Source organism: Streptomyces sp. NPDC007095 (genome assembly GCF_040634475.1).
In the GTDB taxonomy this organism is placed as follows: domain Bacteria; phylum Actinomycetota; class Actinomycetes; order Streptomycetales; family Streptomycetaceae; genus Streptomyces.
Window position 1 is genome coordinate 51,339 of the sequence record NZ_JBEYFS010000003.1, and the last position, 17,705, is coordinate 69,043.

General features: G+C 69.1%; 20 protein-coding genes and 1 pseudogene. 7 read left to right on the forward strand and 14 right to left on the reverse strand.

From position 1 onward, the window contains the following. The 3 genes from ABZ656_RS02100 to ABZ656_RS02110 all read right to left on the reverse strand — a co-directional run. Positions 1-1,030 (reverse strand): helix-turn-helix domain-containing protein (locus ABZ656_RS02100; RefSeq protein WP_360263605.1); only part of this gene is annotated, 1,030 nt, incomplete at its 3' end. Positions 1,031-1,084: 54 nt separating this feature from the next. After that, positions 1,085-1,729 (reverse strand): class I SAM-dependent methyltransferase, encoded by a 645-nt coding sequence (locus tag ABZ656_RS02105; RefSeq protein WP_360263608.1) that lies wholly within the window; start codon positions 1,727-1,729, stop codon positions 1,085-1,087. A gap of 199 nt (positions 1,730-1,928) precedes the next feature. After that, positions 1,929-2,075, reverse strand: coding sequence for a hypothetical protein (locus ABZ656_RS02110; RefSeq protein ID WP_180362176.1), 147 nt, complete (start codon positions 2,073-2,075; stop codon positions 1,929-1,931). A gap of 81 nt (positions 2,076-2,156) precedes the next feature. On the opposite strand from ABZ656_RS02110, the gene ABZ656_RS02115 reads away from it, so the two are divergent. Further along, positions 2,157-2,351, forward strand: coding sequence for a hypothetical protein (locus tag ABZ656_RS02115; protein ID WP_129592157.1), 195 nt, complete (start codon positions 2,157-2,159; stop codon positions 2,349-2,351). Between the two features lie 129 nt (positions 2,352-2,480). Here ABZ656_RS02115 and ABZ656_RS02120 read toward each other — a convergent pair whose 3' ends face one another. Together ABZ656_RS02120 and ABZ656_RS02125 are read right to left on the reverse strand one after the other, a co-directional pair. After that, positions 2,481-3,878 (reverse strand): amidohydrolase family protein, encoded by a 1,398-nt coding sequence (locus tag ABZ656_RS02120; RefSeq protein ID WP_360263613.1) that lies wholly within the window; start codon positions 3,876-3,878, stop codon positions 2,481-2,483. Positions 3,879-4,012: 134 nt separating this feature from the next. After that, entirely contained in the window at positions 4,013-4,639 is a 627-nt protein-coding gene (locus ABZ656_RS02125; RefSeq protein WP_360263616.1) for an Atu4866 domain-containing protein, read from the reverse strand. Positions 4,640-4,699: 60 nt separating this feature from the next. On the opposite strand from ABZ656_RS02125, the gene ABZ656_RS02130 reads away from it, so the two are divergent. Further along, the gene (locus ABZ656_RS02130) at positions 4,700-4,981 is read left to right on the forward strand and encodes a hypothetical protein (protein ID WP_075029851.1); all 282 of its coding nucleotides are present in this window, start codon (positions 4,700-4,702) and stop codon (positions 4,979-4,981) included. A 231-nt stretch (positions 4,982-5,212) separates the two neighbouring features. Here ABZ656_RS02130 and ABZ656_RS02135 read toward each other — a convergent pair whose 3' ends face one another. Then, positions 5,213-5,644 (reverse strand): SRPBCC family protein, encoded by a 432-nt coding sequence (locus tag ABZ656_RS02135; RefSeq protein ID WP_075029850.1) that lies wholly within the window; start codon positions 5,642-5,644, stop codon positions 5,213-5,215. Positions 5,645-6,058: 414 nt separating this feature from the next. Between ABZ656_RS02135 and ABZ656_RS02140 the strand changes: the two genes are divergently transcribed. Beyond that, entirely contained in the window at positions 6,059-6,277 is a 219-nt protein-coding gene (locus tag ABZ656_RS02140; RefSeq protein ID WP_075029849.1) for a hypothetical protein, read from the forward strand. Positions 6,278-6,533: 256 nt separating this feature from the next. Here ABZ656_RS02140 and ABZ656_RS02145 read toward each other — a convergent pair whose 3' ends face one another. The 4 genes from ABZ656_RS02145 to ABZ656_RS02160 form a co-directional block, all read right to left on the reverse strand. Further along, positions 6,534-6,833 (reverse strand): DUF427 domain-containing protein, encoded by a 300-nt coding sequence (locus ABZ656_RS02145; RefSeq protein WP_360263621.1) that lies wholly within the window; start codon positions 6,831-6,833, stop codon positions 6,534-6,536. Between the two features lie 28 nt (positions 6,834-6,861). Continuing rightward, the gene (locus ABZ656_RS02150; protein WP_360263624.1) at positions 6,862-7,608 is read right to left on the reverse strand and encodes a PP2C family serine/threonine-protein phosphatase; all 747 of its coding nucleotides are present in this window, start codon (positions 7,606-7,608) and stop codon (positions 6,862-6,864) included. 545 nt (positions 7,609-8,153) lie between these two features. Continuing rightward, complete coding sequence (locus ABZ656_RS02155; protein ID WP_075029896.1) at positions 8,154-8,759, reverse strand: class I SAM-dependent methyltransferase; 606 nt, start codon at positions 8,757-8,759, stop codon at positions 8,154-8,156. A gap of 263 nt (positions 8,760-9,022) precedes the next feature. After that, positions 9,023-11,221, reverse strand: a complete 2,199-nt coding sequence (locus tag ABZ656_RS02160) for a hypothetical protein (protein ID WP_360263629.1) — start codon at positions 11,219-11,221, stop codon at positions 9,023-9,025. A gap of 280 nt (positions 11,222-11,501) precedes the next feature. Here ABZ656_RS02160 and ABZ656_RS02165 point away from each other — a divergent pair, with 280 nt between their 5' ends. After that, the gene (locus ABZ656_RS02165) at positions 11,502-12,416 is read left to right on the forward strand and encodes an RNA repair domain-containing protein (protein WP_101401927.1); all 915 of its coding nucleotides are present in this window, start codon (positions 11,502-11,504) and stop codon (positions 12,414-12,416) included. A 127-nt stretch (positions 12,417-12,543) separates the two neighbouring features. On the opposite strand, the gene ABZ656_RS02170 is transcribed toward ABZ656_RS02165, so the two are convergent. Continuing rightward, a complete protein-coding gene (locus tag ABZ656_RS02170; protein ID WP_360263633.1) occupies positions 12,544-12,876 on the reverse strand; it encodes a hypothetical protein in 333 nt (110 codons plus the stop codon). Positions 12,877-12,892: 16 nt separating this feature from the next. Here ABZ656_RS02170 and ABZ656_RS02175 point away from each other — a divergent pair, with 16 nt between their 5' ends. Next, the gene (locus ABZ656_RS02175) at positions 12,893-13,150 is read left to right on the forward strand and encodes a hypothetical protein (RefSeq protein WP_360263636.1); all 258 of its coding nucleotides are present in this window, start codon (positions 12,893-12,895) and stop codon (positions 13,148-13,150) included. A 154-nt stretch (positions 13,151-13,304) separates the two neighbouring features. Here ABZ656_RS02175 and ABZ656_RS02180 read toward each other — a convergent pair whose 3' ends face one another. Continuing rightward, the gene (locus ABZ656_RS02180; protein WP_360263639.1) at positions 13,305-13,511 is read right to left on the reverse strand and encodes a hypothetical protein; all 207 of its coding nucleotides are present in this window, start codon (positions 13,509-13,511) and stop codon (positions 13,305-13,307) included. 199 nt (positions 13,512-13,710) lie between these two features. Here ABZ656_RS02180 and ABZ656_RS02185 point away from each other — a divergent pair. Continuing rightward, positions 13,711-14,303, forward strand: a pseudogene (locus ABZ656_RS02185) (integrase core domain-containing protein); the annotation flags it as partial. Between the two features lie 287 nt (positions 14,304-14,590). After that, on the forward strand, positions 14,591-15,829 hold the full coding sequence (locus ABZ656_RS02190) for an Ig-like domain-containing protein (protein WP_360263721.1): 1,239 nt from the start codon (positions 14,591-14,593) through the stop codon (positions 15,827-15,829). A gap of 204 nt (positions 15,830-16,033) precedes the next feature. On the opposite strand, the gene ABZ656_RS02195 is transcribed toward ABZ656_RS02190, so the two are convergent. Next, positions 16,034-16,789 carry a transposase family protein gene (locus tag ABZ656_RS02195; protein WP_101401924.1) on the reverse strand — a complete coding sequence of 252 codons (756 nt, stop codon included), beginning with the start codon at positions 16,787-16,789 and terminating at the stop codon, positions 16,034-16,036. 248 nt (positions 16,790-17,037) lie between these two features. Beyond that, on the reverse strand, positions 17,038-17,703 hold the full coding sequence (locus ABZ656_RS02200) for a hypothetical protein (protein WP_101401923.1): 666 nt from the start codon (positions 17,701-17,703) through the stop codon (positions 17,038-17,040). Positions 17,704-17,705 lie beyond the last annotated feature (2 nt).

Sequence of the window (17,705 nt, forward strand, 5' to 3'; positions counted from 1 at the left end):
GCAGACCGTCGGGCGCAGACCGTCGGGCGCAGACCGTCGGGCGCAGACCGTCGGGCGCAGACCGTCGGGCGCAGACCGTCGGGCGCAGACCGTCGGGCGCAGACCGTCGGGTCAGGATGAATTCGGAGGCACGGGGGAAGCCCCAGCGGCCGGCGACGGCGTGGATCGGTGTGGTGCGCAGCGAGGAGTCGGCCAGGTCGCGGCGGGCGCTCTCCAGCCGCTGGCGGCGGATCCAGGCCGCGACCGTCTCGCCCTGCGACTGCTGCTGAAAGATCCGGTACAGGTAGCTGCGGGAGATGTGGTGCGCGGCGGCGATCGCGGGCGGCGTCAGCTCCGGGTCGTGGATGTTCTGCCGGATGAACGCCTGGACGCGTTGTGCTGTGGCCCGCTGGCGGGTCTCCTGCGGAAGGGCGGCCTCCGCGTCCAGTACTTGGGCGAACCAGGCCGACACCAGGTCGAGTACGACCGTACCCAGGCGTGGCGCGTCGGACGGCTGAAGGGTTTCGGCCTGCCGGTCCAAGCCGACGAGGAATTCTGTCAGCAGAGCCCCGGTGCCCTCCCGCCCCGACAGCCCCCGGCCCAGCAACTCCCGGACCATGCGCGGCGGCACGGGCAGCAACGCCTTGGGGAAGTCCACGCCCACCCCCTTGACGGCACGGCGATCCCTGTCGTCCGTCGGCCGGAGGTCGTACGGCCGCGAGCCGTCGACCATGTGCAGGTCACGCGGGCCGAACGTGTCGGTCCGCCCGGCGTGCTCGAGAGCCAGTCCTCCATCGAGCAGCAGCGTCAGGTGGTACAACTCGGGGTCGGAACGCCGCACCATTTTTCCGCTCCGCCGGTAGCGGGTCGGCAGGAACGACGACGGCCATACGGTCACCGGCCCCAGCTCCATCAGCCGGTACTCCGCCCAGTAGTCGGCGGTGTGGGCACTGATCAGGTCGCTCGACCGCGTCCGGCCGACCAGTTCCCGCCAGTACTCGAACCTGTCCTCCGCAGGCACGTCCTCGCTTCGGAACACGGTCCCGATCATTCCGTCTCATCTCCCCTGGCCCCAAGACCGTGGCCACCCATGTCCACACCTGAGCTACTTGGCTGCGCGCATCAGCAGATGGCCATGGCGGAACTGGCGTTCCTCCTCGCGCGGCGCACGCAGCATCCGGCCGACCTCGACGAACCCGGCTTCACCGGCCAGCCCCGCGAGGTCGTCGATCGGCCATCGGTACGCCGTCACCACTTTGTGGTCGAACGCTGTGACCGGCTCACCCTCCGACTCGAAGAACGCGAGCGAGAGGTGACCGTTAGGCGCGAGTATCCGCCGGAACTCGGCGAAGTACGAGGGCACCTCCTGCGGTGGGGTGTGGATGACCGAGTAGTAGGACACGATGCCGTTCAGCTTGCCGTCGGCCAGGTCCAGGGCGTCCATGGAGCCGACCTCGAACCGCAGGTCCGGGTATGCCTGGCGGGCTAGATCGATCATCACCGGCGACAGGTCGACGCCGAAGACGTCCAGCCCCAGGTTCCGCAGGTGCGCGGTGATGCGTCCCGGGCCGCATCCCAGCTCCGCGACGGACCCGGCGCCGGTGGTTCGTACGAGGTCGGCGAACGCGGCGAGCATCGCACGATCCAGCGGAAGAGCGTCGAGATCATTACGGAAGAGTTCGGCGTAGCGGACTGCGACGGCGTCGTAGGCGTCCGCTGTCGCACCGAGATGCGAGGAGGGTTCACCCACAGAGGAGGGATCAGTCACAGAGGAGGGTTCAGTCACAAGCGAGGACACTAGCTCGTCGCGCGGGGCCATCTCATCGAGGCCTGACAGGAGTTGGTAGAAGCCCCGTTCCATGCGGACGGGTCGCGGGGGGGGTGCGGCAATGCCCGGGCGGCGGCCTTGCTGTGCGGGATCGGGAGTGGGCCGGCGGTCCGGCTCCGGGTCATTGGGTGCGGTGGTGGCGGAGGGACGGCAGGGCCAGGAGGACGCCGAGGACGAGCGCGGCGGCGACGACGCGCAGGATGCCGCCGAAGCCGAGGCCGGTCAGAGCTCCGGTGAGCTGTGGGCCCAGGCTGGCGCCGATGAACATGCTGCATCCGTAGAGGGCGACGGCCGCGCCGCGGGCGTGCGGGGCCGTGGCGTTGATGGTGTTGTGCCGAGCGCGGTGGCCATGGGATGCAGCAGGGCCAGGACGGTGTACATCTGGCCGACCATCAGGACGCCGAGTGCGGTCAGCAGCGCGACGGTCGGGGCGGCGGGCGCCCAGGAGGGCGGCTGGTCCGGGGTGCTGGGCGCGGCTGTTGTGTGCCGGGCGGACGTGGTGGAAGTGGGGTGGGACATGGGAACTCCAGAAGGGGGCGTCTGATCACCGCCCCGCGTTCTTGCGCGCGGCACGGTCGGCCGATGGCACCACCGGGACTCGATGGGTGCCCCCGGCCGCGGGAGGAACGGCCGGGATACGACGGAGGGGAACGGTCGGGTGGCGGGGAGATGCTCAGGCGGCCGGGGTGTTCAGCACGTACTCGCGCGAGGCGTGCACCTCGCTGCGCAGGGCGGGCAGGTTGACGTCGAGGACCTGTCCGTCCCACTTACGGGGCTCGCCGTTGATGAGGACGGCGGTGATGTTGCGGGCGTCGGAGCCCAGCACGAGGGTGCCGATGGGGTCGTTGAGCGGCATGTTGTTCAGGTCCTCGGCCTGGACGACCAGCAGGTCGGCCTTCTTGCCCGGGGTGAGTGAGCCGGTGACGCCGGCCAGGCCGTTGGTGCGGGCGCCCTGGAGGGTGGCGAAGTCCAGGACGTCGTGGGTGGTGATGCGGGAGAGATCGCCGCTCGTTCCATAGGCTGCGTTGACCACGCGCATCCGCTGGATGGCGTGCAGGGCGCGCATCTGCGTGAACATGTCGCTGGCCAGGGCGACTTCGACGTCGATGCTCAGGCCGGGGCGGATGCCGACGGACAAGGCCTCGTCGACGGCGGGGATCGCGGTCTCCAGGCCGATCTGTGCGTCGGACGTGGGGGCGAGCGCCACGGTGGTGCCGGTCTCCCCCATCGCCTTCCATGCCTCGGGGGTCAGTCCGGTGGAGTGGATGAGGGTGACGTCGGGGCTGAGAATGCCGTCCCTGGCCCAGCGCAGGACCGCATCGGAGGAGGACGTGCCGAAGACGGCGTCCACGCTCACTCCGATGCCCAGGTCTTTTGCGACGCGGGCGAGTTCGGGACCGTAGGCGAGGGCCGGTCCGGCGATCTCGTCGGTGGCCAGGGTCGCCAGGCGCAGCGTGAGCAACTGGTCGTCGCTGCTGAAGTACTGGTCCTTGAGGCGGGTCAGGTCACCGGGCCACTGCCGGTCCCACGCGCCGAAGTGCGGGCCCATGGGGGCGTGCACGCCGCGGATGCCGGTGTCGCGGAGGGCCCCGATCGCGGCGTCGGAGTGCTCTCGGGTGCGGGAGTTGTGGGAGAAGTCGAGCATGGTCGTGACGCCGCTGTCGATCGCGGTCAGCGCGGCCAGCCGGGTGCCGATGTACATGTCCTGGGGCCGGTAGACCGTGGCATAGCCGGCCAGGGTGGCCATGACGTAGCCGCCGAGGTCGTCGACGTCCGGCATGATCCGGCGCAGCTGGGCCTCCCAGGCGTGGCGGTGGGTGTCGACGAAGCCGGGGGCGATGATCGTGCCCGTGGCGTCGACGACCACGGCGTCGCCCGCGCTCAGGCCGGGGCCGACCGCGGTGATCGTGTCGCCCTCGACAAGGAGGTCGCCACGGTCGATGACACCGAGGTCGGGGTCCATGGTGACGATGGTCGCGCCGGTGAACAGGATGCGCCGCCGGTCGGCGGGCCGGCGCCGGAGCTCTTCGAGCACGGCGGCGCTGGTGGTGACGTTGACGTTGACGTTCATGAGGGGTCTTGTCTCCGAAAGGGCGAGAGGGCGGGGAAGGTAAGGGGGCGAGGAGAGTGAGCGGCCGGAAGAGTGGGCCGTACGCCGGGGAAGGGGAAAGGCGTAGGGGGCGCGGAGGACGACCGGAGGGAGGGTCAGCCCAGCTTCATGACGTAACCCGCGTGGTGGAGTTCATCGCCCTGGAACTCTCCGTAGGCCCAGAAGCCGAGGTCGTCCAGGTAGTCGATGCGGTCGCCGTCGATCCAGTACCGGCCCTGGTAGGCGTGCGGACGGCCGCCCCGGGTCTCGTCGTAGCGACCGTCGGCGGTGAGCTCCTGGTGCAGAAAGTCGTACTTGTCGATCCAGACGCCGACGCGCGAGCTGCCGGTCAGGTCACCGCAGGCCGGGATGCCCGCCTCGGGGGCGGTGGCCCGGCCGGGGACGTCGGTGCCGGCCCACAGGACGGGCCGGCCGGACGCGACGAGTGCGCGGACCTGCTCCGGCCGGGTCATGAGTGCGGCCACCGCGCTCGGCACGTCGGCGGCGAGTTCGTCGGGCACCACCAGGAAGTCGGGGGTGTTGCCCGGTGTCAGCGTCGCGACGTACTCCGAGCGGTGACCCCGGCCGTCGGCCAGCGCGACGGTGTCCATGACCGCGGGGGCGATGGTCATGCCGGTGCAGTCGACGACGATCGCGTTGTCGTCCTGTGCCGCGGTGACGATGGCGGGGCCGACCCCTACGACCAGGGAGCCGACGAACAGCAGGTCGGCGCCCCCCTTCACCCCCGCGACAAGACGCCGCGGAGCCCTAGGGTCGGCCGCGCGTCCGCCTACTGTGGAGGCATGGGCGAAATCGTCGTCGTGTATGAGCTCGACAAGCCGATGGCCAGACGTTCCTCCCCGGGGATACCGGCTGGTGAGGAACGGTCCGTCCGCAAGGTGCACGCCGCGCCCTCCGCCCCGGGGGCGCCCTCCTCGACGGGACCGCGGACCCTCTGCGGCAAGGACACCTTCGCTATGGAGACGGCCCGCTGGAAGCCCTCCGAGCACCCTGGGGCGCCCTGGCACCCCGCGGAGTACGCGTCCGTGGTCTGTTCCGACTGCGATGCCGTAATCGAGACCTGACCGGCGTAGCGGCTGCCTGACGTCGCTGCGCTGCCGGAAGACTCCGCCGCTGTCCCGTATCCACACGCTCGTTTCAACGGCCTCAGGGGGAAACGCTCTTTCGCTCGCCGACTTCGGAGCATGCGGCTGCGGACGGGTCCACTCCGTTTCCGTCGGATCCCCCACCGCGCGGCGGGGGATCCGATCGGAGGCTGCCGTCCTCGATTGCCTGCAGCGCCCGCCTTCTACCGCTCACCGCCCTTGTTCCACGCACTCCTTGAAATGCTCCAGATCACCGCGGACGAGCCGTTCGATCGCGTTCGCCTGGGCAAATCCCTTCAGCCCGCCGAAGGTCTCCCTGATCGTGTCGGGGTCGTACTCGAGCCGTGCCTGGACCCGGGTGCTGTTCTGGTCGATCGGCTGCAGCGAGAAGGAACCCGCCAGTTCGGGGTCGCCCGTGGTGTGCCACTCCATCACGCGTTCCCCCTTGCGGTCGGAGATCTCGGCCTCGAACTCCCGGGCCCGGCCGCCGACCTCGACGTCCACACGCGCTCGGCCCCCCGCCTCCGTACGGACCTCGCGCACTCCTTCCACGAAGCGCGGATAGTTCTCCACCCGGTGGAGGTCGTCCCAGGCCTTGTCGATCGGAACTCCGACGTCGACGCGTTCTTCGAGGGTGCTCATGGCCCACCTCCAAGTTCGACTCATGACGCATGGCCCTCTGCGTCCAGTGTGCGCCCGACACCGGCCCATCGGCCGACACGCGAGACGGACTGACCACCATGTGACAGGCCAGCGAGATTGATGCATTGGGGCCGGTGCGGGAGCGCAGTCCCCGGTGGAGGGCGGTGCCGGGTGGGACGGTCGACATCGGCCGGTCGGCAAGCTGATCGACGCCACGCCCAGGCACACATCCCAGGCCCCGTGGTCCCGTCGACCCGACGGGACCACGGGGCCTGGACGGGGCGGAGGCCATCCGGCTGCCGCGGTCCCGCACCACCGGCGTCGGCCATGCCCGGCGGCGTCCTACGGGTTCCGGACTCGGTGCCCGGAAAACCGGAAGCCGCGGTCCGACCGGTCCCGGCGCATGCTGGTGTTATGGACGTGCGCCCTCCAGTGGTCGTGCTTCCGCCGGAGTCGGACGGGGGCCGGCGGGTGACGATCGACGGCGAGCCCGTGGGCACCGCGTACAGCCTGTTCGACGTGCTGGACTTCCTGCACCGCGCGGGTCTGCCCGCCGAGGACCGGGCCATCGACGACGCTGAGCTGATCGAGTGGCGTGGCGGCGGACCGTACGACTGGAACAACACGGCCTAGCCACCGTCACCCGCTCTGTCCGCCCCGCCGCGTATCGCCCCATGCCCATTCCGCAGCCCACTGCGCCTGAACGGCGCGGGCGACGCCCGCCACAGCCCCGCCGGCGATCACTGCCGCCAGTACGCCCACAAGGTCCGACTGGAGCACGGCCTCCTCATGCGCCACGGGTTTCGATGTGGCTGCGCCGTGTCGTGACCGGGCCCGCGTACAGGTATGTGAGGGCGCCCAGGTACGGGCGTACGGGTGGGCGATGTCGCTACCGGTGTTCCCGCTGGTCCCCCTCGACCGTGATCCCGTGCCAGAACGCCACGTGGTTCTTGATCTTCCGGGCGAACGGGATCGGACGCGGGTAGTACCAGGCCGCCTTCCGATTCATCACGCCGTTCACGGTGACCGTGTAGTACCGCGCCACGCCCTTCCACGGGCACAGCGATCTCGACCCGCTCTCGCAGAAGTATCGGCGATGCAGCGTCTCGGGCGGGAAGTAGTGGTTGCCTTCGACCACGACGGTGTGCTCCGCCTCCGCGATCACCGTGCCGTTCCGGATGGCCCTCATCGTGGCCGCCTCCCGCCGTCCCCGCCCCCTACTCGTCTCCGATCCGTACGACCGCCAGCGTGATGTTGTCGGGCCCGCCCGCCGTGATGGCGGCCTTCCACAGCTCGAAGGCCGCCCGGCCGTCGTCGTGCTGCCGCATCACCGCGTCGAGCACGTCCGTCGTCACCGGGTCGGTCAGGCCGTCTGTGCAGATGAGGTAGCGGTCGCCGGGGGACAGCGACACCGCCGTCACATGAGGACGGATGGGGCGGTAGCCGGGCGTACCGCCCAGGCACTGGGTGACGACGGACGTGGTGCGCTCCCCAGGTTCGAGCGGCGGGCTGTCGTCGACGCTCACCTGGCGCAGCCCCTCGCGGGAGGCCTCGAAGACCCGGCTGTCACCCACGTTGAACGCCAGCAACGAGCCGGGCCGTACGACGACGCCGGCGACGGTCGTCCCCATGATGGCCAGCTCGCTTCCGGCGCCGCCGGCGGCCAGGTACACAGCGCGGTTGCAGGAGTTCAAGGCGTCGCGGACGGCGTCCTCGCTGCTCAGGGCGGGACCCATCGAGGCGATCCGGCGGGCGGCCAGGGCGCTGGCCACGTCGCCGCCGGGATGTCCGCCGAGCCCGTCGGCGACGGCGACGATGAGGGGCGTCCCCAACGGGAAGACCAGGGTCTGCGGACTCTCGGTCACGGTGGCGCACAGTGTCCACGGTCCGACGACGAGGCTGTCCTCGTTCCGCTCGCGGAGCAGCCCGGGGTGGCTCAGCGCACTCACTGCGACGTACGACATGGAGCGCCACCGCCTTCCTGCACCGGCACACCGCCGGAGGCCGGGCCCCGGAAGTGCTGACACTCGCACACGAGGTCCTCACGGCCGGAAAAGCCTCAGCCGAGAGACGAACCCCCACGAGACGTTTTCCAGGGTCCCTTCAAGAGTTGATGCCCGTCTCTCACACATCGGCCGGCTGCACGCGCACACAGAACTCGCGCAGTTCGGCCCCGCGGGCTCGCGGCGGGCGAAGGGTACGTCGTCGCCCCGCCGCAGCGAATCCAGGCACACTGCATCGGTCGGTTCCAGCGCACGCGGAGCCACCCGGCCGAGCCCGCTGACCGGCCTGTCTCAGTGCGGGAAGCCTGCAACTCCGCCGGAAGCGCGGTTGCCTCGCCGACGAAGTACTGGTGCGTCAAACCGGCCACCGCCCAACAGGCCAACAGGCCAACAGGCCAACAGGCCAACAGCACCATTCTCCGCTCCGGCGCGCCCTTCGGCCAGCCTCCACGGACGGCCACAGCGGCCTGCCGTGGCTCGAAGGTGCGGCTGTGGCGATGGCGACCTCACCGGCGGTGGACGCTGACGGCATAGCCGCCGCCATCGTAAGGGTCAGCGTCCCAGGTGGCGAAGCGGTCGGCGAAGGTGAGGCCGGCCGCGGCACAGCAGTCGTCGTACTCTGGCAGCGTGATGCTGGGCGGCACCGGCAGGTGGGCCTCGTCCAGGCCGAAGCCGGCGACGATCAGACCGCCCGGGCGCAGGGCCGCGGCCAGTCGCTCGACCACCGTGGCCTCGGTGCCAGCAGCGAGCAGCGGGAAAACGTTGCCTGCGGCGACCACGAGATCGAAGTCCGCGGCGATGCCGAGCAGGGCCGGGTCGAACCTGGCCAAATCGACCTGGAACCAAGGCAGTCCCGGCGCCTCCTTCTGCGCCACTGCCAGCATGGACGGATCAAGATCCACCCCGACACAGTCGTACCCTTGCTCCGCAAGCCGGATCATGATCCGTCCGGTACCGCACCCGGCGTCCAGCACCCGCGCTCCGGCAGGCACGAGCGCCGTACAGAACCGCGCCTCACCGTGCATGTCCTTCCCGCTATCGGCCAGGACCGCGAACCGCGCAGCGTAGTCCTGCCCGGACGTCCCCCCGGTCAATTCCGCCCAACGGCTCATGGCGGCAAGCATAAGCCGACCGTGTGCCGCTCGAAGATTCGACTCAGCTCGCGGTGCTGTTCTCCATGCACACTGCCGGGTCACGTCCCCGGCTCGTCGTGCCCACCGACGGGCGGGGGGGAGTCAGCCATGCCGGATCCCGAGCCCCACAGGCAGAGTCCCTCAAGGCCGCCGGCATACCTGTCATGCGGCCATGCGGTCACGCGGTCACGCGGTCACGCGGCCGCCGGCGTCGCCCTTGAGCGCCAGGAAGCGCCAAGTCCTCAGCGGCGCCGTTTGCCGCCCCGTCTGCCGTTCTCTCGGTGGCCGCGCTGCTGAACAAGGCCGACGTGGGTTTCGCGCTCCCGGGGCACACATTCGGCGAGGGCCTGAAGGTCCGCGAGGCCCTCCCGGTCCGGGTGACCGGAGGCCAGAGCCGCCCGGAGGGCCTCTTCGGCCTCGCGACCCTGTTGGCGTAGTACCTCCCTCACCCCGTCGGCACCGGTCGCCTCACAGAGCTGCAACAGGCTCTCAGCGACCATGAGCAGGCTTTCCGGCTCCGTCAGGTCCTCGGGGGTGAGAATCTCCCGGCGGGCCAGGAGGCTCAGCGCGGTGGGAGCCAGCGAGGAGTCCGAACGCAGGCTTCGCAGCAGGAGCTCCCCGTCGTCGAGCAATGAGACGAGGACGTCCAGCATGGCCTCGGCCCGGGTACGGAACGGCATGGTCCGCACCGCTTGGACGAGCTGCTCCAGCGCCGCGGACCGGTCGCCGTGGACGGCGATCCACGCGGCGAGCTCCACCCGGGCGGACTCCGGATCGTAGTGATCGGCGAGGACGCCCAGCAAACCGGCCGGCGAGGCCTGGGCAAGCTCGCCGATCAGAGGTGCATCCCGGCCTTCGGCCAGCAGCCGACGGCGCACGGAGTCCGTTCCGAGGTCAGTGAGACGGATCAACTCGACCAGGCCCGAGCTCAGTTCGGACTTCCGTTTCCGGGCCCGCTGGGTGGCCTCGTCATCCAGCAGAGCGCCACTCAACAGGGCGTCATCGGGCGGGGCGCCGTCCAACACGGCGTCACCCGACAGGGTCTCGTCCAGCAGGGCGTCGTCCAGCAGCCCGGCAAGTCCGGTCGGCATCCCTGGCAGTATGCCGGACGGCGTCTCGAGGTCGTCATCGTCCTCGGCCGGTATTCCGGCCCACCCCTCGAGGTCGTTCTCGCTCATCGCCAGATCCGCAAAGACAGGGTCGCCCATCCCCTGGTGGCACTCGATCGCCCCCAGGTCCTCCAAAACACTCAGCCCGGTGCGCAGATCGGCATCCGCCTGTCCGAACCCGATGGAGTCCGTGGCGAAGACCTCGAGCAGGGAACTCGAGCGGTAGGCGAGGGGGACGGTGTCCCGCAGCCCGGGCCAGGGCATCGGGTACGGCAGGCTGTAGAGGGTTGCCAGTACGTCGGGCAGGACGACGCCGTACATGTCGTACTCGTCGAACAGCACGGATTCTCCGTACCTGCCGCCGCGCCCGCCCCTCACTGGGCTGGGCAGCTCGCGGAACGCGTCGAACGCGCGCCGCCACAGTGCAAGCGGGTCGTTCAGCACAGGCTCGGCCTTGGCCACCGCGTACAGCCTCCCCTTGACGACTCGTATCAGCCTGGCTGTCTTCGCCCACTCCACAAGGAGGTTGAGGCGCGGCAGGTCCGCGGACGAGCGGGCCGAGTCCGTGTCATCTCCGGTGTCCAGCCGCTCTACGAGTTCCCGGGCATCCGACAGACGCAGCCTGCCGGAACCGGTGAGCGTTCTGCGGTCGCGCCCCGCCCACTCGGCCAGCTCGCGCAGCTGCCGCAGCACCGGTGACCGGCCGGCCTGCTCCCGCAGGACGTCGTCGTCCGGGAGCGCGACCGGGAGCTGAGGCTCGGACCGTACGGGCCCGGAACTCCGCATGTGCCGCTCGACGATGGTCTGAAGCACCTCCGGGTCGTAGGGCACCTCGCCACCCTGTGCCCGCCCCACGAAATCCTGCAACGCCTGCTCGTCGTGGACGTCGACGCCCTGCTCCGCGGCGGTAGTGATCCAGAACTTCGCCAGGCCCCAGAGGCTGCGGTCGGCCATCGCCTCCGCGTAGTGGGGCGCCGCCCCGTCGACGGCCTCCAGCACCTCGGGCAGGGACGCCCCTCGGGGATCGGCAAGATGGACGGCGTCCAGATACCGCAGCAGGCACCGCAGAGTGCCCGGCGCATCGGCAGGCTCCTCGTCGGGAAGTACGGTCACCGTCCGCGGAACCCAGTCGAGCAGGAACTCCTCGATGTGCCGCTGGTCCCACAGTCCCAGCCTGCCGTCCGGCGTACCGAGATGGCGGTAGTCCAGCGCGGCTTCGACGACGAACGGATCGGCGTGGATCCCGTTCTCCCAGGCCCACTGTTCGAACCGGTGGACAAGAAGACCACAAACCGCCTCGTACTCGTTCTCCTCAGCGGGATTGAAGATCATCCGCATGGTTTCCCGCTCTTGTCTTTCGCAGGGCTCTGTCTCGTTGCCCACGCTACCGGCCGTGACGAACAAGCCGGTCCCAGAACCGACAGGACGCCGAGAAGAGATGCGGCAGTGCTGCCGCGGGTGCTCACCGCACAGGCGCACCGGCTCTCCCTGCCGTCCCCCGTCAGGCGCACCGCACCTGATGCGTCGCGGTGCGAGCGGAACAACCGTCGAAGGCCGGGTGCGCGGCACCCTGGAGGAGAAGAGAAGGTGTGAAGGCGGGAGAGGAGGCGTGATGCGGACCAGCGACGAGATCTATCACCGGGTCCGCTGGGACCCGCGGTTCGACCCGGCTCGGTTCGTGCTGGGGATCAGCCAGCGCGGGGATGCCCTCAAACGCATCCCGCTGTCGTCCTTCGTGCCCGGGGGCGACATCCCGTGGCACCGGGTGATGTTCATCGAGGCGGACGGCGATGTGGTCTGGGACCGGGCCACGGGTGTGGACCGCTTCGACGCGTCGGGCGCCGGCCGAGTGCGGGACCCGCAAGCGGACCTGAGCTTCGACACGAGTTCCGGCAGGGGCGAGCCCGCCGACGTCCTCGACGGGTCCCCGACGGCCCGCACGGCGGTGGCCTGGATCCCGCCTGCGGAGCTGTGGCCTCCGATCCAGGACATCCGCCAGGACTACGATCCGCAGATCCACCGCTGGCCGCCGCACGTCAATGTGCTCTTCGGCTTCGTGCCGGAGTCGGACTTCGAGCGGGCGGCCCCGCTGCTCGCCGCGGCGACGGCCGAGACGCCGGTGTTCACCGCCCGGCTGGACGGGGTGCGCACCTTCCGGCACAGGGCCTACTTCACCGTGTGGCTCGACCCGACGGCGGCCGGCAAGGCGACGTGGGCGGACCTGCACCGCCTACTGCGGCAGCGGTTCCCGCGCTGTCGTGGGCCCGCCAAGAGCTTCACCCCACATCTGTCCCTGGGCCGGACCCGGGATCCGCGGCAAGTCACCGCCGACTGCGCCACCCGGCTCGACGCAATGACAGCGACAGTCTGGGAACTCGTCCTGCTCTCACGCAGGGGCGACGGGCCGATGCGGCCACGGGCCACGGTCGCGCTGCGCACGGGCGAGGTCCGTCGGCTGCCCGCGCCCGGCCCCGAAGCGCCGGGCCCGGAGGACACGGCCTGGCTCTCCGAGATCACCGACAGGTGAGGCACATAGCCAGGTGAGGCAAAGCGCCGCCCGGGATTCAGGTCGCATGGGCGGAGTGTCCTGACGCCTGCCGGAGATGCGTCAGCGCCTGCTCCTCCCAGCAACGCACGGTGGCTCGCTCGGCCGGTCACCGACGCCTCTTGCCTCCCTTGCGAGCCCGCGGCCCTTGTTGTTGGTTCTTGTCGTGCGACCGCTGTGGGACAGCACGGCCGACGCGCGCGCTCGGCTTGCGCAGCGCGTACTCGGCGCCGGTCTTGAGTCCCGCGATGCCCACCCGGTCCGGATGGCCGGAGCCCAGGGCGGCCTCGAATGCCTCCTCGACCTGGGAGCCCTGGTCGCACAGCATCTCGCTCACCCCGTCGGGACCGGCCGTTTCCAGGGGTTGCAGCAGGCTCTCGGCGACCATGAGGAGCGCCTCCGCCTCGGTCAGGTCCTCCGGGGCGAGCAGGTCCCGGCGCACCAGGACGCTCAGTGCGGTGGGAGCCGGACCGGGATCGCAGGTTTCGCAGCAGGGTCTCGCCGTCGTCGAGCGCGGTGACGAGGACGTCCGGCACGGCCTCGGCTCGGGTACGGAACGGCATGGCGCGTATCGCATCTGTGAGCTTCTCAACGGCTGCCTGCGGCTCACCCACTGCGTGTGGCTCACCCGCGGCCCGCGGATCATCCGCTGCGCGCAGATCACCGTGGACCGCCGTCCACGCGGCGAGCTCGGCGCAGGCGGGTCCCGGTCGTAGTGATCCGCGAGGACTCCCAGCAGGCCGGCCGCGGGGGCCCGCGCGAGTTCGTCGATGAGCGGGGCGTCCCGGCCTTCGGCCGGCAGCCTGCAGGGTTCCAAAAGGCCCGCATACCCACTGACCTGCGTGTTCGCCCGCTGCTGTTGATCCTGTTTCAGGCCGTGTTGCGGTACTCGTGGATGAATCCGTCGAGAACGTCGTGGCGCTGGATCCGCCGGCCGGGAATCGCGATGGCGTCGGGGGCGTCTGCAGGAGCCCGAAGTTGCAGCGCGCGGCGCGGCCTTGCGGAGTTGTAGTGGTGGGCGTACTGGGCGACGTCCGCAGGTGCTGCTCGTTGAAGATCAGCAGGCGATCGATGCATTCGGCTCGCGTAGTACGTACGAACCTCTCCGCGTGAGCGTTCATCCGAGGCGTCTGTGACGTGCTCTTGAGGATGTGGATGCCGTCGGCGGCGAAGACTGCGTCGAATGCTCGGGTGTGGCGGTCGTGCAGGCAGGGCGGACCTTGCAGTTGCGGCAGCCGTACTCAAGGAAGATCACCACGATGCGCGGGCGCCCGTCCAACGGCAGTTCCTCACCGCCCAGGCCCACGGCATCATCGCAGCCGACTTCCTCCACCTCGAGACCATCTCGCTCAAGCGCCTGTACGCCCTGGTCTTCATCGAGCACGGCACCCGCCGCCTCCACCTCGCCGGGGTCACCACCCACCCCACCGCCCAGTGGACCGTCCAACAGGCCAGGAATCTCGCCATGACGTCGGGGTGCCGCATGGACTCTCTGCGCTTCCTCATCAGGGACCGGGACAGCAAATACACCGATGCCTTCGACGCGGTCTTCGAGACCGACGCCGTAAAGGTCCTCTCAGCCCACCTCGGGCGCCGAGAGCGAACGCGACCTGCGAGCGAGCCGTGGGCACCCTACGCCGCGAAGTCCTCGACCGGATCCTGATCCACAACGAGACCCACGCCCAAGCAGTCCTAGCCGACTACATCCGGCACTACAACCAGCATCGTCCCCATCAGGCTAGGCAACAACTATCCCCGGACAGCACTGCACCACCCGCCCCGGCCACTCTCATCGACCTCCAAGCGCCTCGGATCCGACGACGGCCCGTCCTCGGCGGCCTGATCAATGAGTACCGACACGCTGCCTGACCGAACGGCATCGCCGCAGCGCACAGCATCGAATCGTATTTTCGAGTGGTACACCCCCGAGGCTCAGGACCAGCCCGCTATCGGGCACGCCCCCACCCACAAAGGCTCTTACGCGCCATCCGTCAGTCGAGCAGGGCCTCGGCGACGCGCTCGACGGCGCGTGGCCTTCACCACAGTTTGCTCATTTAAGGACGGATGAACCCATATAAGTAGTTTTATAGCTAGCTGCACTCCCTCGGCATCCAGCTCCAGGGATTCAACGACCAGTGACACGGGAGAAGCGCTTGATCACGGCACGTAAAGGACGCACCGGGCTGGTGGCTGCGGTCGGTGTACTCGGCGGTGTGCTCTCACTCACGGCCCTCGGCGGTACCAGCAACGCTGCTACCAGTGGTAACGACGCTGGGAATCAGCCGAAACCGCAGGCGCGGGCGGATCAGGCGGCCACCCAGGAGGCTTCCGACGCCCGAATAATGATCACGCCCAAGCAAGGTGTCCACGACGTCGGGATCAACGACTCCGTCAAGGTCACCGTCAGCAACGGCAAGCTCACCAAGGTGACCATGACCGCCGTCGCGACCGGTGCCGAGGTTCCGGGCACCCTGTCCGCCGACGGCACATCCTGGAAGCCGAACGGCCGGCTGGAGCGGGCCACCAAGTATCAGGTCGCCGCGGAGGCCAAGGACGCCAAGGGCCGCTCCGTCACCGGGAACGCCACGATCACCACGGTCTCCCCGGCGAACAACTTCATCGGGCATCTCTCCCCCGAGGACGGCTCGACCGTCGGCGTGGGCATGCCGGTGACGGTCAACTTCGACAAGGCGATCAGCAACAAGGCCGTCATGGAGTCGAAGATCCAGGTCAGCTCCAGCAACGGCCAGCAGGTCGTCGGCCACTGGTTCAACGACGACCGCCTGGACTTCCGCCCCAAGAAATACTGGAAGCCCGGCTCCACCGTCACCGTCACGCTCAACCTCCACGGCATCCAGAAGACGGTCACGTTCAAGATCGGCCGGAGCCAGATCAGCACGGTCGACGCCAAGACGAAGCAGATGACCGTCGTACGGGACGGCAAGACGATCAAGACCATCCCGATCTCGTCCGGCAGCACCGAGCACCCGACGCACAACGGTCAGATGGTCATCTCCGAGAAGTTCAGGCAGATCCACATGAACGGTGCGACCGTCGGCCTCACGGAGAAGGACGGCAAGCCCTCCTACGACATCGAGGCCGTACCGCACGCCATGCGCCTGACCGCCTCGGGCACCTTCATCCACGGCAACTACTGGGGTGCCGACGCGGTCTTCGGCAAGGTCAACACCAGCCACGGCTGCGTGGGCCTCAAGGACGTCAAGGACGGCGGCGACGGCAAGCAGCCCGCCGCGTGGTTCTTCGACAACTCGATGATCGGTGACGTCGTGATCGTCAAGAACTCCGAAGACAAGACCATGTTGGCCCCCGACAACGGCCTCAGCGACTGGAACATGCCGTGGAGCGAGTGGGTCGCGGGCAGCGCGACCGGCTGACGCCACGTCACTCCCCAAGCATCTGAACCTGAATCCCTTCCGCCAGGCGGCGGGCGACACGGTGTCGCCCGCCGCCTGCGGCGTCAGGGTGCTCGAACAGCCCTCGCCGCGTGTGGGACCGCGGTTGCGTCACGTCGCCCAACAGACGACCGATGTCGGCGGACCGGTGGGCTGTTCGACACCAGTACTGAGCCCTTTCCAACCTCAGGTTGAGGCGTGGTGAAGGACGACGACGGCCTTCACGATGTTGGTGATCCGGTTGGTGCTGCAGCGGAGCTTGCGTAGCAGGCGCCAGCCCTTCAGGACGGCCATGGCCTGCTCGCCGAGGCACCGGATTTTGGCGTGGGTGCTGTTGTGCCGTCGCTTCCAGCGCTTGAGCCGGCGGCCCCGGAAAGGTACGCGGACATGACGGCCGGCCCCTTGGTACGCCTTGTCCGCCCAGCACTTCAGCCCTGCCGTTGCGAGCGCGTCGATGATGCCGTGTTCGCGCGCGGCGGTCAGGTCGTGGGTGGAGCCGGGCAGGGCCGCGGAAGCCCACAGCAGTCGGCCGAAGGAATCCGTGATGACCTGGACGTTCATGCCGTGACGCTTGTGTTTTCCGGAGTAGTACGGGGTGTCGGCGGCGATTCGGTCGATGGGCAGGAGGGTGCCGTCCAGGATCACGTACGCCTTCGTCCGGACGGTCGTCATTGCCTCGGCCAGGGTCTGCGCCTGGGCGGCCAGCACTTCGACGGCCTCGCGTATGTAGCGGTAGACGGTCGCGATGCCGATCTCGAACCCTGCGGCGAGCTGGGCGTACGTGTCGCCGCATCGCAGGTGGGCCAGGGCGAGCAGGGCCTGACGGCCGACGGGCAGACGCCGCCATCGCGTACCTATCTCCCGCCGGTGAGCGGCCAGTTGCCTCGTCAGGTGCCGCAGCGTGCGGCTGGACAGATCGATCGACGACGGGTAGACAAGCACGCGAAGCTCCTGGCGGACACGGGTGATCTTGGTCGAGAACCCGTCTACCAGGAGCTTCGTCGTTCCGTACAACCCATGCCCACCAACACCCCGACGCCACAGCCAGGTTGGAAAGGGCTCTGTGTAGTTCGCCTTCTCCGCGTGGATGAACCGGCATCTGAAGCCGCCCTGTGCTCCCACGTGGGCACGCACAAAGAAACCCCGCCAGGAATTACCTGGCGGGGTTCGACCTCATCGATCTGTCGAGATCACTCTTCGTTCAAGGCAGCTCGCAGGTAGGCGATCAGATCACCGGCCGGCACCTCGACCCAGCTGGCCCCGGGCACCCCTACGCGCATGACCTCATAGAGTTCCTCGTTCACCTCGTCCACCAGAACCTGACGGCTCCTTCCGTCCATCGCATCCACGCACAGGCGCACGGCACCGTGCGAGATGGTCGGGAACATGTCCCGCAGTACCTCATCCGCACGGAGGCGGCGCAGGAGGTTCCATTGGCGCCGGTTGAAGTCGGACGACAGGAGTTCGGTCCACTGCGAAGAGGTGGGCTCTCCGCGTTCGAGCGCCCCGACGAATTCGTCGAGCTCCATGAACTCGAATCTCTCCTCCAACTCGTCGAGCGGTATGCCTTCCCGCCATGCGGCGACCGCTTCCACAAGCAGTCCAAGGTCCCCCGTGGAGCCGATCTCCCAGTCGAACCCGGGAATGCCGACACTCAACCGGAAAAGGCGTTCCTCGGTCGCAGGATCGACCGACAGGAAACCCCTCGCCGTTTGGATGCTGACGACGTCGACGGCCCACGGTCCCAGCCCGGTGTCGCACCCGCGCAGCTGTGCTGCGTCTCGCATGGCTGGCCCAAGGCCACCCGAAGCAGTCACGTCCGGGTACAGGTCTTTCCGGTGGGCGTCCATATTCATCG

What these genes read in the sequence shown, in the direction of transcription:
- ABZ656_RS02110 (WP_180362176.1), bottom strand. Translation starts at nt 2,075, where the DNA reads ATGTTCATCGGCGCCAGCCTGGGCCCACAGCTCACCGGAGCTCTGACC.
- ABZ656_RS02115 (WP_129592157.1), top strand. Translation starts at nt 2,157, where the DNA reads ATGGGATGCAGCAGGGCCAGGACGGTGTACATCTGGCCGACCATCAGG.
- ABZ656_RS02120 (WP_360263613.1), bottom strand. Translation starts at nt 3,878, where the DNA reads ATGAACGTCAACGTCAACGTCACCACCAGCGCCGCCGTGCTCGAAGAG.
- ABZ656_RS02130 (WP_075029851.1), top strand. Translation starts at nt 4,700, where the DNA reads ATGGGCGAAATCGTCGTCGTGTATGAGCTCGACAAGCCGATGGCCAGA.
- ABZ656_RS02135 (WP_075029850.1), bottom strand. Translation starts at nt 5,644, where the DNA reads ATGAGCACCCTCGAAGAACGCGTCGACGTCGGAGTTCCGATCGACAAG.
- ABZ656_RS02140 (WP_075029849.1), top strand. Translation starts at nt 6,059, where the DNA reads ATGGACGTGCGCCCTCCAGTGGTCGTGCTTCCGCCGGAGTCGGACGGG.
- ABZ656_RS02145 (WP_360263621.1), bottom strand. Translation starts at nt 6,833, where the DNA reads ATGAGGGCCATCCGGAACGGCACGGTGATCGCGGAGGCGGAGCACACC.
- ABZ656_RS02150 (WP_360263624.1), bottom strand. Translation starts at nt 7,608, where the DNA reads ATGTCGTACGTCGCAGTGAGTGCGCTGAGCCACCCCGGGCTGCTCCGC.
- ABZ656_RS02155 (WP_075029896.1), bottom strand. Translation starts at nt 8,759, where the DNA reads ATGAGCCGTTGGGCGGAATTGACCGGGGGGACGTCCGGGCAGGACTAC.
- ABZ656_RS02160 (WP_360263629.1), bottom strand. Translation starts at nt 11,221, where the DNA reads ATGATCTTCAATCCCGCTGAGGAGAACGAGTACGAGGCGGTTTGTGGT.
- ABZ656_RS02165 (WP_101401927.1), top strand. Translation starts at nt 11,502, where the DNA reads ATGCGGACCAGCGACGAGATCTATCACCGGGTCCGCTGGGACCCGCGG.
- ABZ656_RS02180 (WP_360263639.1), bottom strand. Translation starts at nt 13,511, where the DNA reads ATGCATCGATCGCCTGCTGATCTTCAACGAGCAGCACCTGCGGACGTC.
- ABZ656_RS02200 (WP_101401923.1), bottom strand. Translation starts at nt 17,703, where the DNA reads ATGAATATGGACGCCCACCGGAAAGACCTGTACCCGGACGTGACTGCT.